The sequence below is a fragment of the Desulfosarcina sp. BuS5 genome, from assembly GCF_028752835.1.
GTDB lineage: Bacteria > Desulfobacterota > Desulfobacteria > Desulfobacterales > BuS5 > BuS5.
The window spans coordinates 1,186,199-1,199,951 of the sequence record NZ_CP087952.1; the positions used below are offsets into that span (position 1 = coordinate 1,186,199).

The following is a 13,753-nucleotide window of genomic DNA, read 5'->3' on the forward strand; positions in this document are numbered from 1 at the left end:
TTAAAAATATAACAGAATAAAATCTCAAAATATCTTTTAATTCGCCTGTGTCGTGAACCTATAATGGGGTTGGCTAATAACCATAAGATTTGAAAACAAACAATTGGACACGATACGGAACTGAAGATTTTCTGGGCTGCTGAAATGGCAGCGGGGGCAATGTTTCTTAAGCATTTGCTTGGAGCATAATAAGCCTGAATCCTGATGGGTGACTGGTGCGGATTAACATACCGTGAACCAACAAAAAGAAGTAACAGATGTGAATATAAATTTTTTTGTGCTTTTATTCTACGTAGAAAATTACAAAAAAAAACAATATTTTTTTGACAGGAGAGGTGTTTTTTTTCTTGACTTAACCTTTAATGGGTGACCCCATTTTTCATTTTTCAAATTCTTTTGATATTTTTTTAGATATTTTAAAATGATTTTGTCATTATTTTTCATACGAATTGTATCAAAAAAATCTTTTTTATTTTCGATTATTACAGCCGCTGAAACAGTTTCCATATGGTAATCAATGCCAATGTATGCTATTTTCTTTTTCACGGGTTGGCCTCCTTTTATTGTTTATTTTTATTTTTGCAGATGCATACCATACTTTTGTGGATTTTGCATCTGCGGTCAACCCGTTTCATATTATCTACTTAGATAGTGAAGGCATACATGTAATATGTCAAGCGTATGGTCAAACGCTATAACGCAGTATATGGAGACTTTTTACGACGCCATTAACATTACTCTTGAAAATATTTATAAAATGGTAGTTGATTTAAAACACGACGTGGCTCTGATAAAGAAAAGTTTTATGGAAGAGCCTGAGTTGCGCGATGAATTTATCTCGCGAATGAGAGATATTGACCTATGACAAAACAATCACATGATCACAATTTCAAAAACCTGTTTTTAGATTTTCCAAAGGAAACCTTAGAGTGGCTTTTCCCCCAGGCACAGCAAAATTGGGGTCAGGTGCGTAAAGTTGAGTTTGCTCGTCAGGAACCTAAAAAGCATAAACTCCCTGATCCGGGCTTATCATTAGACATGCCTATTTTGTTTTCTTTTGAAAATCAGCAACTGCTTTTGTGGTTGGTTGAGTTTCAGGAAGACAAGGCAAAATTTTCAATCTATAAGTTGCTGCGTTATACGACAGACCTGATGGAGGCTCACCCACAGGCATTGGTAATACCAACGGTTTTATTTACTGATCGTACAAACTGGCGTAAAGATGTTGCCCGCAAACTGCAAACAAAATTAAACGACCGGTTGTTCCTTCATTTCGAATATATGTTTTTCAAACTATTTGACTTCAATGCGCGAGATTATTACAATATAAACAATCCTGTGGTTAAAATATTACTGCCGAAAATGAATTATAAAAAGGATGAAAGAATAGAGGTGATAAGGCAGGCATACTCAGGATTATTTCAACTTGCTTCCCGCGTGCTTTTTGATAAGTATGTTGATTTTATTGATGTGTATGCGGAAGTAAGCAAAAAAGAACAGGAAAACCTGTATCGTGAAATAATTCAGCATGAGGAGACAGCCATGTTAGCACAATATATTAGAGAAAAAGGAATGCAGCAGGGAATGCAGCAGGGAATGCAGCAGGGAATAATTCAAAAAGCAAAAGAAGACATTATTGATGCTCTTGAATTACGTTTCGGGGAAATTTCACCTGAAATTATTGATAAAATAAATCAGACAAATGACCCCGCAAAATTAAAAGAGCTTCATAGGAAGGCTATACAGATAAAAGAAATTGATAATTTTGGCTTTATCTGCTGATTCAGTTTGCAGAATTAAAATCAGGGTAAATGCAGTTAAAAAAGCAGAAGCTTCTTGATGAATAAGATCACAAGCCACCAGCGCTCCCCCATTACATCCAAGACTCGAATAATTAATATTTAAGATGTGACCTTGTTTTGTTCCCCAAATCCGCATTATTTTTCCGTAGCAAGTTATTTACTTATTTAGTGTCTGCTGAATTTCTATTGTACCATGTTTTCAGGTAGTTAGTCATGGTTACGTTCGACTCTTTGCGAGACATCAAAAACGGCCTTTTCATATATAGCGGCAACAGGGCAACTATGACAATTCCTTCTTGGGTAGCAATAATATGAAAATCCCTAACCAGCCTAAAATACTACGAATATAGAAATTCAGCAGATACTATTTATGGAACCTCCCGCAGGCCTGGCATGCCCATGTTGGTTGTTTCAGGGCAGACTAAGGGTCAACATGACCCCATTTTCTCCGACGACCTGCCCCTGCCACCTTGACATTTTGAAGCCTGTGTATTACATAAATAAAGAAAAACGTAATACTGGAGAATTAATATGCCTATAGTAACGTCGACAATAAAGGGTCAAATTGTTATTCCCGCAGAGATTCGGGCGAGATTTAAGATCAAGAAGGGCACGCAAGTCAACGTCTATGACGATGGAGAAAGAATCATAGTGGAGCCTATTGCAGACGATCCAATCCAGGAAGGGCGGGGGATGTTGAAGACAAAAGGAATGATTTTGAGAAGCCTTGTAGCGGACAGGAAAAAAGAGGCGGAATTGTGAAGAAATATGTAATGGACAGTTTTGCGATGATTGCCTTTTTCGAAGATGAACCCGGAGCTGAAAAAGTAGCGCTGATTTTGAAGTCAATAATGGATCGGAAAGCTAAGGCTTACATGTCGGTGATCAACTGGGGTGAGATCTATTATAATACTCTGAGAGAGCAAGGAGTTGAAACTGCAGAGAAGGTTGTTGGACAACTCAAACAATATCCTATTGAAATAGTAGATGCTGATCAAAAGTTGATTTACGAAGCAGCCAAATTAAAAGGCAGTTACAAGATAGCTTATGCCGATTGTTTTGCTGCGGCCCTTTCATATAGATTAAAGGGAGTAGTAGTTACCGGTGACCCTGAATTCAAGAAGCTCGGAGACAAATATTCGATTCAATGGCTTAAGACCAGGCATTCATAGCGGGTTAGCACAAGTCAACCCAATAAACCATGGCGCCAACAAACCCTTGAACCTTACTCCATATTTTACCGATAACGGGAAAAATAAACTTATAAACCGTGCCCGTATTGTTGCTTGATTCAGGCAGGCTAAGGGTCAAACGTAGACCTGACCCGTTTTTCCCGTTTTTTCCCAGATATGGGAGGAAATAATGTATAAAAAATGTCAAAAAGGGAATTTGCAAAATGCCAGATGGCTTCAGGATAGAATCGTGAATCTGCCGAGCAGTGTGAGAATATGAAAAGAAAGCAACTTATAAAACATATCAAAAAATATAACGGATTTTTATTGCGTGAAGGCAGCAGGCACAGTATTTATCAAAAAGGGAGATTGAAAACAGGGGTTCCGAGACATAATGAAATTGTTGATGAATTAGCAAGGAAAATTTGTAAGGATTTGGATATACCATTTTTGAGGTGATAATATGAAATACAGGGCAATTATAAAAAAGTCTGATGGATGGTGGATTGGCTGGCTTATTGATCTGCCAGGAGTAAATGCACAGGAGAAAACAAAAGCGAAACTTGTCGAATCTTTACGAATTGGCGCTGAAGATATGCTGGATACCGAAGTGCCTTTTGAGCCTGGCGCCGAAATGGCCATGATTGACATTTCCGATCCGGCATGGACAAAATCCCTAAATGAAAATCTAACTGCATCCTAAACCAGTTATCCGTTGTTTTTATTATGCAGAATCTCATACTAATCGGCGGTGGCGGACACTGCAAATCATGCACTGACGTAATTGAGCAGGCTGGCGTGACAGTCTTGATGCGACGGGGGCATTTTGCAAAGGTCTTATTATACAAAAAACTTAAACCAAAATTATTGGTTGTACACGCTCTGCACTAACGTCCCGCAGGACAAATCAATACATCAAGGAACATCCCCAAGTTCAACCCTTGGAAAGGGCTTGAGATGTTTTGATGAAAAAAAGTGGAATAGAGGCAACGTCCCCTCATTAACTCGTTAATTCCAAAAAGGGGGGGCAAGATTATGACTTGAATAGTTAATATTTAAGAAGTGATCCTGTTGTTTTCTTGTTTCCCCCCCATGTTAATGAGAAGCGAAGCGTATGTAAGGTGTCCCCGGAATTTCTCTATTTTCCCAAAAGACACACAGGAGTGAAATCACTATGGAAATTATTGAATTTAAATCAAAAATAAAAAATGGAATTATCCGAATTCCTGAAAAATACAAACAAAAAATGGGGAACACTGCGAAAGTTATTGTAATAACTGAAAAAAAACAAAGCATTCCGACATAATTGATAGTCTGTTAGAAAATCCTATAAGATTAAAGAGCTTTTCACCTTTTTTGAGAGAAGAAATTTATGACGGATTTTAATGTACAGTCTGATTCAATATATTTCATAGATACGAATATATGGCTTTATTCATTTATTCAATCTCAAGACATACAAAAAACTGAAATTGCCAGAGCTGTTATAAAAAAGTGTGAGATTGTTATCAGTACTCAAATAATTAATGAGATGTGTGTGAACTTAATAAAAAAAGTAAATTTTTCGGAAGGAAAAATTCAGCATTTAATTGAATCACTATACAAAAAATATCCAGTATTTGAGTTATCTCAAGCTATACTGTTAAAGGCATCAAAGATACGCGCTGATAAGAGTTTTTCTTTCCGGGACAGCGTTGTTGCAGCCAGCGCTCTGGATTGTGATGCAAATTACTTGATTTCGGAAGATATGCAGGATGGATTTATCCTGGAGAATAAACTTGCAATCATAAATCCATTCATCTGAATCAATCTTCAATTTTTTTAAATAGAACTCCACCAGGCGATAAAAAAAGACTTACCCATCTTTACAAGATTGATGTAACCAAGATGCGTTCAAAAATAAGTTCGGAATTTTAAGCGCTGAGGCGCCTGGCCGGCAAGGCGCGAAAGCGTTTAAGGTGTTTTTGACAGCCTGTTGCGCACAAGCCGCCAGGTACGCCAGGAACTGAAAAAATAAACTTATAATCCGAGTTTCGCATTGTTGGTTGATTCAGGACAGAGTAAGGGTCAAACGTAGACTTGACCCCATCTTTTTATCATATGGTGGCCAAAGAGAATGTTTTTGATCGAGTTGCAGTTGGATAAGCGCTATGAATTTTTTGTTGGATGTCAACGCAAGTGGGGCCGTAGCTCGTTGGTTGATTCACTTGGGGCATGACGTAGCCGAGGTCGGTCAGAAAAACCCAAGAATGAGTGACAATGAGATTTTGAGCTGGGCTGTGAAAGAAAATCCCAATAATCCTGCCTGCCTCGCAGGTTCCGGTTCTACCGAGACCCAAATAGTATTTTATGAAAAAACAGAGGATAGAGAGGTGGTGTAATGCAAACTGTAAAATCTTTGACTCCGGAATCTTTGACTGCTGTTGAGATTTTGGAAGGGATTGATAAAGTTCATAGAGATCAGGCTTTAGAAATGTTAAGAAATTTTGTAAATGAACTCTATAGTGAACAGAAATGGCAGGAATTATTATCAAAGTCTCCAGAACCAATGATTAATATGGCAAAACAAGCTCTTCAAGAACATATTAATGGAAAAAGCCAGGTGATGTAGTGAATCCATTTACTGTAAAGTCATATTGGAAATCATATAAGGGATTATCAAAGAAGATTCAAAGGGATGTAGATAGAAAATTTGATCTTTGGAAGAAGAACCCGTTTCATCCTTCTTTGAATTTTAAATGTGTGAATACGGAATACAATATCTGGTCAGTAAGAGTTACAATGGATTATCGGGCACTTGCTGTAAGAAATGAGACGTCAGTGATTTGATACTGGATTGGTGAACATAATAAATATGAGCAGTTATTAAAAGCTTTATAACGTAATAAAATTAGCTACCAGAAATTTACAAACTCATAATATATGAAAAAAATCAGGTTCAATAAAGCTCCTTGCGTATATAATCAAGGAATGGCTTCAGCCAATAGTAAATTTTATGGTGGCTCTTTGTTGCCTACAGATAACATATTTGTATATTGCTTGTTGGTTGTTTTAGGGCAGACTAAGGGTCAAGCGTAGATTTGACCCGTTTTTTTCGTTTTTTTCTGACAAAAACTTTGAATTTTTGCAAACTTTGTGAAATAAAAAAACAGGTTGTTTGGATGCCAACGGTTCCCTGTCTCTGCTGAAAACTCAAAATAATCATAAAACTAAAACACAGAAACAAAATGAAAAGCAAACAAAACAAAGAAACTAGATTAGATCGAATAGAGAAGGGCTTAGCCTTGCTTCTTCAAGGCACCTCAGAACTGAAGGAGTCTCAAAAAAAGACCGATGCCCAGCTACAAGAGACCAATGCCCAGCAACGGAAAACCGATGCGCAGATACAAAAGACCGAAAAACAGCTTGAAAAGACGATAATAAAGCTTGATGAAATTGGAAGACAGTTAGGCGATCTTGGACTTGTGCAAGGTGAGGTAGCCGAGGATTTATTTTACAGAAATGTCCGTTATCTTTTCAAAAATGAGCGTGATATGATTTTTGCTGATGTGAAGAGAAATTTGAAAAGGAAGGGAGTCGGGGAATACGATATTGTGGCGGTAAATGGAGATTTTGTGCTGGTAATAGAGGTCAAAAACAAATTGCAAAAGCGGATGGTAGACAATTTTTTAGAAAAGAGACTACCTAAATTCATGGAAGTTTTTCCCGAGTTCCGGGGGCGCAAACTTTTTGGCGGGGTTGGAGCATTAGTGGTGAAAAATGATGTAAGCCGTTACGCTGAGAAGGCGGGGCTATATGTGCTTACCCAGTCCAGTGAAGGGGGCGCGGCCCTAACCAATCGCAAAACTTCCGGGCAAAGGAATTCAGTTGATTGGCTGCAGACTAACTAAATATAAAATTAAGAAAGTGAGTTACGCCTGCCAATATAAAAATAGCAAAGTGGAATTGATTTTCAGATACGATAACGCAAAACATAAGCCTGCCTTTCGGTTCCTTGAACACAAAAACACAAAAGAATACGCCCATCAAGAGCTTTGCAAAGGTCTCGAAAAAAAACCAATAAAGCAACATAACGTCCCCCGGGTTGCCTTTAAGATGTGACCCTGTTGCTTTCAGAGATCAAGCGGATGGTGTTGAAATTAGAAAAATGAACATCTGCGTGGTTTCGCGGTTAATTCTAATTTTTTGGATTTAAAATGGTTAGCATGACTTGACTGCTAAACGTTTTAAAGGAAGTTGCTTGTTTCAGGGCAGACTAAGGGTCAAACGTAGACCTGATCCCATTTTCATGATCCCCCGATGCTATTATAGAATAAGTTGTCTATTTTATAAGATTTCTTGACATTGAGACATAACCGCCTTACAATATAGTAAGATAACAGATAAAGTAAGGAGGATGTTATGGCGTTAGCTACTCTCACAACTAAGGGACAAGTGACTATCCCAAAAAAAATTAGAGAATTGCTGAAATTGCATACTGGTGATAAAATCGAGATCATTGTCACAGAAAAAAGAGAAGCCATAATCAGGCCTATCTCAAAAAAAGTAGATGACGTTTTTTGCAAACTACATAAACCAGGCAGAAAAGCTGTGACTCTCGAAGCTATAGATGAGGCTGTAAGAAACAGAATGAAGGATAAATTCAAATGAAAGGAATAGATACAAATATCCTGATTCGTTTCCTGATAGGTGATGATGAACTACAAGCAAAAAAAGTTTACAACATATTTAAAAAAGCTGAATCAGAAAAGAATGAACTATTTGTGCCCTTACTCGTAATAATAGAATTAATTTGGGTATTAGAATCAGTCTATGAGATCCACAGAACTGAAATTTTAGAATCAATAAGCGAACTAACACTGATGCCGATTTTAAAATTTGAGTATCAGTCAACTTTACAACAATTCACACATTCCGCACAAGGAAACAGATATGATCTTTCAGACCTGTTAATTGCCCATTCCGCCAAGACCCAAGGTTGCGAAAGCATTATTACTTTTGATAAAAAAGCATCTAAATTCAACCTGTTTGAATTGGCAAAGTGACATAAGGGTAGTTCCCGATGCTGTTTGTCAGGGCCGACTTAAAAAGTTATAAAACAATGGATATTCCCCAAAATTTCCGGTTTGTCTCTTTTAAAATTGGACCGAGGCGGGCATCAGTTCCGGCAAAAAGATTTCCTGATAATAGGGTTGTCAGGGTTGAAAAAGGAAGACAGAGAAAAATCTGATCAAAGAATACTCGGAAGCGGTGGTTTTGTCAGTTTGACGCTGCAACAATCGGAACGAATACTTGAAAAGAAATATAAGCCTAAACGAACCATAGAGGAATTGATTGAACTGGTAGCTGGGAGATTGGACATTAAACCAGAGTTGATATGCTCAGGAAGCAGACAACAAAAGTATTCCAAAGCCAGATCGCTGGTTGCCTGGCTGGCTGTTGAAGAAGTTGGTTATCCAGCAGCGGAGGTTGCAAGATTTTTGGGGATCAGTCGAGTTGGCGTCAAGAAAGCAGCAGGAAGGGGAATACAATTAAAAAAGACGGGGCTTCTTGATGGATAAGTTAACAAAGTTACCAGCATCCTCCCAGCGTCATTCCAGCGTCATTAACTCATGAAGGGGCAAACTGAATATTGAATATTTAAGATACGACCCCCTTTATTTCTTAGAGTGGTTTTTCCCCCAAGCACAGCAAAATTGGGGTCAGGTGCGTAAAGTTGAGTTTATTCGCCAGGAACCTAAAAAGCATAAACTCCCTGATCCGAGCTTATCATTAGACATGCCGATTTTGTTTTCTTTTGAAAATCAGCAACTGCTTTTGTGACTGGTTGAGTTTCAGGAAGACAAGGCAAAATTTTCAATCTATAAATTGCTGCGTTATACGACAGACCTGATGGAGGCTCACCCGCAGGCACTGGTAATACCAACGCTTTTATTTACTGATCGTACAAACTGGCGTAAAGATGTTGTCCGCAAACTGCAAACAAAATTAAACGACCGATTGTTTCTTCATTTCGAATATATGTTTTTCAAACTATTTGACTTCAATGCACGAGATTATTACAATATAAACAATCCTGTGGTTAAAATATTACTGCCGAAAATGAATTATAAAAAGGATGAACGAATAGAGGTGATAAGGCAGGCATACTCAGGATTATTTCAACTTGCTTCCCACGGGCTTTTTGATAAGTATGTTGATTTTATTGATGTGTATGCGGAAGTAAGCAAAAAAGAACAGGAAAACCTGTATCATGAAATAATTCAGCATAAGGAGACAGCCATGTTAGCACAATATATTAGAGAAAAAGGAATGCAGCAGGGAATGCAGCAGGGAATAATTCAGAATACAAAAGAAAATATCATAGAGGCTCTTGAATTACGTTTTGGGAAAATTTCACCTGAAATTATTGATAAAATAAATCAGACAAATGACCCCGCAAAATTAAAAGAGCTTCATAGGAAGGCTATACAGATAAAAGAAATTGATAGTTTTGGTTTTATTTGCTGATTTAGTTTACAGGATTAAGATCAGGGGAATGCAGTTAAAAAAAGCAGAGGCTTCTTGATGAATAAGGTCACAAGTCACCAGCGTCCCATTACATCCAAGGCTCTAATAATTAATATTTAAGATGTAACCCCGTTGTTTTCCTGAAATAAAATTTCTTAAATTTAAGATAGTTAGCATAAGCTGACCCTTAAACGTAATGCACAAAATAATTAGAAAAAATATTGAAAAAATAAAAACATTATGTATAACACATAATGTTAAATCCTTATTTGCATTTGGTTCTGTGTGTACTGATGAGTTTAATAATTCAAGCGATATTGATTTGCTGATTTCTTTCAATCCAATGGATTATGCTGATTATGCTGATAATTATTTTTTGGTAGCGGATAAGTTTGAGGACATATTTCATAGATCCGTTGATTTAGTAACTGACAAATCACTATCAAATCCTTATTTCATTGATTCAGTAAATCTGACAAAAACTTTGATTTATGAAAAACGTGATTAAAAAATTTCTCTTCGATATAAAAAGAATGACATCCTTCATATCACTTCAAAATTACTTTGCACTTTTTTTAACAAATAAACCTATCTGTGTTTATCTGTGTGCATCTGTGTCCTATTGTTGTTTTAAAAGTGTCAACGACAAATGAAGGATGCCAAAAGAATCAATTGATTCAATTGAAAATTATCTTGGAGACAAAAAGAATTTTAATGTTTATCAGAGCAATAAAATGCTTCGCCGTGCGGTTGAAAGAGAGTTCGAAATCATAGGAGAAGCAATGAACAGGATTGCCCAAATTGATGATAAAATAAATATTTCGACTAAAAAGCAAATTATCAGTATGCGGAATCGAGTAATTCATGGTTATGATAAAATTGACGATGCAATAGTTTTGGGAACAATTATAAGGCATTTGCCAATCCTTAAAAAAGAGATTCAAAGTTTAATCGATTAATCAATGTCATTAACCTTCAAAGGGCAGGATTCCCAAGGCAGAAATCAAGCGGGTGGTGTTGAATTTAGCGGAATAAATATTTGCGTGGTTCTGCGGTTAATTCTATTTTTGGGAATGAAATATTTTTAATTTTAAATTGTTATCATGACCTGATCCCTAAACATTCTGAAAAAAGTTGTTTGTTTTAGGACAGACTAAGGGTCAAGCGTAGACCTGACCCCATTTTTCAATATGCGGAAGTAAGCAAAATTTCCCGCTTGTTGGTTTTTGGGCTGGATGTATTTTTAAGAAGGACAGATAAAAGGAGATTAAGCAGATGCTTGCTCAACAAAACATCACTCTTGAAAACATTTATAAAATGGTAGTTGATTTAAAGCGCGAGGTGGCTCTGATAAAGAAAAGTTTTATGGAAGAGCCTGAGTTGCGTGATGAATTTATCTTGCGGATGAGAGATATTGACTTTGAAAAAGAAGTCATGGTCGAAGACTTTAGCAAAAGATATGGATTAAATGTATAAACTTGCAATCAAGGAAAATCTTGACAGAAAATTTAAGAAGCTCAAGAAAAAAGACAGAGAATTACTTGTGCTGATAGATAGAAAAGTGCAGGAGATACTTGATAATCCTTACCGTTTCAAGCCCTTAAGAAAGCCTTTGCAAAACAAGCGAAGGGTGCACGTAGGTGGGTCTTTTGTGTTGATTTATGAAATTAACAAAGATGAAAAAATAGTAACGCTGCTTGATTTTGATCACCATGACAATATTTATAAAACATAGGGGTTTCTTGATGAATAAGTTTACAAAGTTGCCCACGTGCTCCGTCCCTTATGTTGTTAATAGGTTTATTCAGGACAGACTAAGGGTCAAGCGTAGACTTGACCCCATGACCCTCATGACCCGCTTTAGGCAAGGACGGATAGTATATAATGGGACATCACGATATTTTTTTTAAACACACCTTTTCAATCAAAGAACATGCAGTTGATTTTGCAAGCCATGTTCTTCCTGCTGAAATAAACGCAAAGCTTGATTATCCAACCATCTGTCTGGAAAATACTTCCTATGTGGATAAAGAACTGTCTGAACATTTTTCAGATATTGTATATTCATGTTCTTATGAACAGTCAAAAATAAAGATCGCTCTTTTGTTTGAACATAAAAGTTCGCCTGATAATAATTTGCCATACTAGTTAAACAGATATATGATTAAAATATGGGAATATAATATCAAACAAAAGGAAGTTTTTGTTCCGGTTATTCCCATTATTTTATATCATGGCAAAGAAAACTGGAAGCCTGGCAGGCTTAAATCATGTTTTAAGAATTTACCGGAAGAGATAGCTCCATTTATTCCTGATTTTAAATATATTTTTGTAGATTTATCGCATTATACGGATGAGGAAATTGCAGATAGAATATTTACTCAGGCATCTTTAAAAATCAGTTTGTTGATATTAAAAAATATTTTCCATACTGAAAAACTGGAAAAAGAATTAAGAAATTTTTTCGAAATAGGCAGAATCTATTTTCAAGAAGAAAAGGGTTTAAAATTTCTTGAATCTATCATAAAATATGTATTTCAGGTAACAGAAATTAAAACATTAAGGGTTGTAGAGGCAATCAAACCTGTAACGCCAAAAGGAGGTGATCTTGCTATGACTACTGCTGAAAAACTCAGACAGGAAGGAAGACAGGAAGGAAGACAGGAAGGAAGACAGGAAGGAAGACAGGAAGGAAGTTACAATACATTGTATTCTGTAATCCAGACCATGAGAAAGAACGGGATTGCAGATGAGAATATAGCAAAAATGATGAATTTAGATATTTATATTGTCAAAAAGGTTCTCAATAGAGAAGAAGTTGAAATTCCGTTGAATCTTTTAAGAAGGGAGTCCGGAGGAGAGTTCGGAACATCATATAAATAAAAAAGTGTACAAGCATAAGCTATGGTCACAAGGGTCAGGCCTTCATTTTTGACAGATATACATACTGGAAAAATGCTTAAAGAAATTAGTAGCGGGTCAATAAACCAGGAAAAATAGCAACGTCCCCTTTACGCTCTAAATATAAAACGGGAAGATATTTTTGCTGTTCAGGAATTTGCAGCTGATTATTTGGCTGACGAAGAAATTGCTTTTGCCTAAGAGATGATAAATTGAAATTTTTGGCCGATGAGTGTTGTGATACGGGGTTAGTGGCATCCTTAAGAGAAAATGGGCATGATGTCTTATACGTATTAGAAAAAACTCCGGGTAGTTCTGACGATGAAGTTTTGCTTGATGCTTACAATAAAGGACGCATTTTGTTAACAGAAGATAAGGATTTTGGTGGGCTTGTTTATCGGCTCAAAAAGCCTTCTAAAGGCATCTGCATTTAGATGTTTTCGTTTTTTGATTTTAGATGGAATTTTAAATTTTTTAGATAAACGCGCTTTCTTTTTATTTTTTCCAGGCATGACATTCCCTCCTAATGAATAGAGTTTGCCATACGTACATAAAAAAATCTTTGCGTTTTTGTCCAGAAAAAATATAAAAAAATAGCAGATGCCATCGGTTTTGGACTAAATTTAAGAAAAAGTTTACGAAAGGCAAATTCCTTACTTCGCTATTTTAGGGCATTCTGGCTCCAATCGGGAATTGCTGAACATTCTGAAAAAAGTTGTTTGTTTCAGGACAGACTAAGGGTTAAGCGTAGACTTGACCCATTTTCTTTCTTGATGAATAAGATCACAAGTCACCAGCGTCCCCCATTACATCCAAGGCTCGAATATTGAATATTTAAGATGTGACCCCGTTCTCTGTTAACATCAATATACGATTTTTTCCTTGCTTAAAAGGAAAGTGACGCATAAAATAAATATTTTACAGAATTGACTATTCTTAAGGCCATAAGGAGACCATGAACCATGCCTCTTCTCGTGCCAAGATAAATCCGAATCGTTGGGATAAGACACAAGGTCTTTGAAACTCGATATTGTTACCAAGTGGGTGCTCGGGAAACGGTTTGTTTCCTTCATCTCTGCAGGGCTTGCTCTGGCATTGATGTTAAGATAGTCCCACCTGACTAAAGACTAACCAGCAGGTCAGTAGCGAAGTCCACAGGTAAACCCGGTAACGGGAGTCTGGAGCTGGACGGAGCAAGATTGCAGGCTCTGTATTGAGCCCCGAAAAATGTATGGTTGTGGTCATTGTGATAATCCTGCTTGCAGGAAAAAGCCGACGCTTTGGAGACAGCGGAAGGCAGCAGTCCTGAATATGCTAAGGCAAGTATTCAGGACACCACCGGGGTCTTAGACCAGGGCATGTACTCAA

At 36.9% G+C, this 13,753-nt stretch carries 23 protein-coding genes and 1 pseudogene; 23 read left to right on the top strand and 1 reads right to left on the bottom strand.

Annotation, left to right across the window (positions count from 1 at the left end):
* Window positions 1-300 precede the first annotated feature (300 nt).
* A complete protein-coding gene (locus tag BuS5_RS05815) occupies window positions 301-546 on the bottom strand; it encodes a hypothetical protein (protein WP_274428087.1) in 246 nt (81 codons plus the stop codon).
* 160 nt (window positions 547-706) lie between these two features.
* Here BuS5_RS05815 and BuS5_RS05820 point away from each other — a divergent pair, with 160 nt between their 5' ends.
* From BuS5_RS05820 to BuS5_RS05925, 23 genes and pseudogenes are all read left to right on the top strand, one after another.
* Window positions 707-865 (top strand): hypothetical protein, encoded by a 159-nt coding sequence (locus BuS5_RS05820; protein WP_274428088.1) that lies wholly within the window; start codon window positions 707-709, stop codon window positions 863-865.
* Complete coding sequence (locus tag BuS5_RS05825; protein ID WP_274428089.1) at window positions 862-1,782, top strand: hypothetical protein; 921 nt, start codon at window positions 862-864, stop codon at window positions 1,780-1,782. Before BuS5_RS05820 ends, BuS5_RS05825 begins: the two co-directional genes overlap by 4 nt.
* A 551-nt stretch (window positions 1,783-2,333) precedes the next feature.
* A complete protein-coding gene (locus BuS5_RS05830) occupies window positions 2,334-2,564 on the top strand; it encodes an AbrB/MazE/SpoVT family DNA-binding domain-containing protein (protein WP_274428083.1) in 231 nt (76 codons plus the stop codon).
* On the top strand, window positions 2,561-2,974 hold the full coding sequence (locus BuS5_RS05835; RefSeq protein ID WP_274428084.1) for a type II toxin-antitoxin system VapC family toxin: 414 nt from the start codon (window positions 2,561-2,563) through the stop codon (window positions 2,972-2,974). Before BuS5_RS05830 ends, BuS5_RS05835 begins: the two co-directional genes overlap by 4 nt.
* A 276-nt stretch (window positions 2,975-3,250) precedes the next feature.
* Window positions 3,251-3,433 carry a hypothetical protein gene (locus BuS5_RS05840; protein ID WP_027354789.1) on the top strand — a complete coding sequence of 61 codons (183 nt, stop codon included), beginning with the start codon at window positions 3,251-3,253 and terminating at the stop codon, window positions 3,431-3,433.
* 4 nt (window positions 3,434-3,437) lie between these two features.
* Window positions 3,438-3,677, top strand: coding sequence for a type II toxin-antitoxin system HicB family antitoxin (locus BuS5_RS05845; RefSeq protein WP_035266213.1), 240 nt, complete (start codon window positions 3,438-3,440; stop codon window positions 3,675-3,677).
* Between the two features lie 23 nt (window positions 3,678-3,700).
* Window positions 3,701-3,865, top strand: coding sequence for a PglD-related sugar-binding protein (locus BuS5_RS20400; RefSeq protein WP_443112707.1), 165 nt, complete (start codon window positions 3,701-3,703; stop codon window positions 3,863-3,865).
* A 283-nt stretch (window positions 3,866-4,148) separates the two neighbouring features.
* Entirely contained in the window at window positions 4,149-4,280 is a 132-nt protein-coding gene (locus BuS5_RS05850; RefSeq protein ID WP_255342834.1) for a hypothetical protein, read from the top strand.
* 66 nt (window positions 4,281-4,346) lie between these two features.
* Entirely contained in the window at window positions 4,347-4,778 is a 432-nt protein-coding gene (locus BuS5_RS05855; protein WP_274428090.1) for a PIN domain-containing protein, read from the top strand.
* A gap of 346 nt (window positions 4,779-5,124) precedes the next feature.
* Complete coding sequence (locus tag BuS5_RS05860; protein WP_035266215.1) at window positions 5,125-5,355, top strand: DUF5615 family PIN-like protein; 231 nt, start codon at window positions 5,125-5,127, stop codon at window positions 5,353-5,355.
* The gene (locus BuS5_RS05865) at window positions 5,355-5,585 is read left to right on the top strand and encodes a hypothetical protein (protein WP_027354791.1); all 231 of its coding nucleotides are present in this window, start codon (window positions 5,355-5,357) and stop codon (window positions 5,583-5,585) included. Before BuS5_RS05860 ends, BuS5_RS05865 begins: the two co-directional genes overlap by 1 nt.
* Window positions 5,586-6,201: 616 nt before the next feature.
* Window positions 6,202-6,864 carry a hypothetical protein gene (locus BuS5_RS05870; RefSeq protein ID WP_274428091.1) on the top strand — a complete coding sequence of 221 codons (663 nt, stop codon included), beginning with the start codon at window positions 6,202-6,204 and terminating at the stop codon, window positions 6,862-6,864.
* Window positions 6,865-6,880: 16 nt separating this feature from the next.
* Window positions 6,881-7,075, top strand: a complete 195-nt coding sequence (locus tag BuS5_RS05875; RefSeq protein ID WP_255342838.1) for a toxin-antitoxin system TumE family protein — start codon at window positions 6,881-6,883, stop codon at window positions 7,073-7,075.
* Between the two features lie 300 nt (window positions 7,076-7,375).
* Window positions 7,376-7,624, top strand: a complete 249-nt coding sequence (locus BuS5_RS05880; RefSeq protein WP_027355041.1) for an AbrB/MazE/SpoVT family DNA-binding domain-containing protein — start codon at window positions 7,376-7,378, stop codon at window positions 7,622-7,624.
* Window positions 7,621-8,019: a PIN domain-containing protein gene (locus BuS5_RS05885; protein WP_027355042.1), complete on the top strand. Its 399-nt coding sequence runs from the start codon at window positions 7,621-7,623 to the stop codon at window positions 8,017-8,019. The genes BuS5_RS05880 and BuS5_RS05885 overlap by 4 nt, the downstream gene beginning before the upstream one ends.
* Window positions 8,020-8,175: 156 nt before the next feature.
* On the top strand, window positions 8,176-8,535 hold the full coding sequence (locus tag BuS5_RS05890; RefSeq protein WP_027355043.1) for a hypothetical protein: 360 nt from the start codon (window positions 8,176-8,178) through the stop codon (window positions 8,533-8,535).
* Window positions 8,536-8,842: 307 nt separating this feature from the next.
* Window positions 8,843-9,484, top strand: coding sequence for a hypothetical protein (locus BuS5_RS05895; RefSeq protein ID WP_274428092.1), 642 nt, complete (start codon window positions 8,843-8,845; stop codon window positions 9,482-9,484).
* A 196-nt stretch (window positions 9,485-9,680) separates the two neighbouring features.
* Window positions 9,681-9,992, top strand: coding sequence for a nucleotidyltransferase family protein (locus BuS5_RS05900; protein WP_027355044.1), 312 nt, complete (start codon window positions 9,681-9,683; stop codon window positions 9,990-9,992).
* 148 nt (window positions 9,993-10,140) lie between these two features.
* A complete protein-coding gene (locus BuS5_RS05905) occupies window positions 10,141-10,443 on the top strand; it encodes a HepT-like ribonuclease domain-containing protein (protein WP_027355045.1) in 303 nt (100 codons plus the stop codon).
* A gap of 316 nt (window positions 10,444-10,759) precedes the next feature.
* On the top strand, window positions 10,760-10,960 hold the full coding sequence (locus tag BuS5_RS05910) for a hypothetical protein (protein WP_027355073.1): 201 nt from the start codon (window positions 10,760-10,762) through the stop codon (window positions 10,958-10,960).
* Complete coding sequence (locus BuS5_RS05915; protein WP_027355074.1) at window positions 10,953-11,219, top strand: type II toxin-antitoxin system RelE family toxin; 267 nt, start codon at window positions 10,953-10,955, stop codon at window positions 11,217-11,219. The genes BuS5_RS05910 and BuS5_RS05915 overlap by 8 nt, the downstream gene beginning before the upstream one ends.
* A gap of 149 nt (window positions 11,220-11,368) precedes the next feature.
* Window positions 11,369-12,367 (top strand): annotated as a pseudogene (locus BuS5_RS05920) (Rpn family recombination-promoting nuclease/putative transposase).
* A gap of 230 nt (window positions 12,368-12,597) precedes the next feature.
* Window positions 12,598-12,819, top strand: a complete 222-nt coding sequence (locus tag BuS5_RS05925; protein WP_157487496.1) for a DUF5615 family PIN-like protein — start codon at window positions 12,598-12,600, stop codon at window positions 12,817-12,819.
* Window positions 12,820-13,753 lie beyond the last annotated feature (934 nt).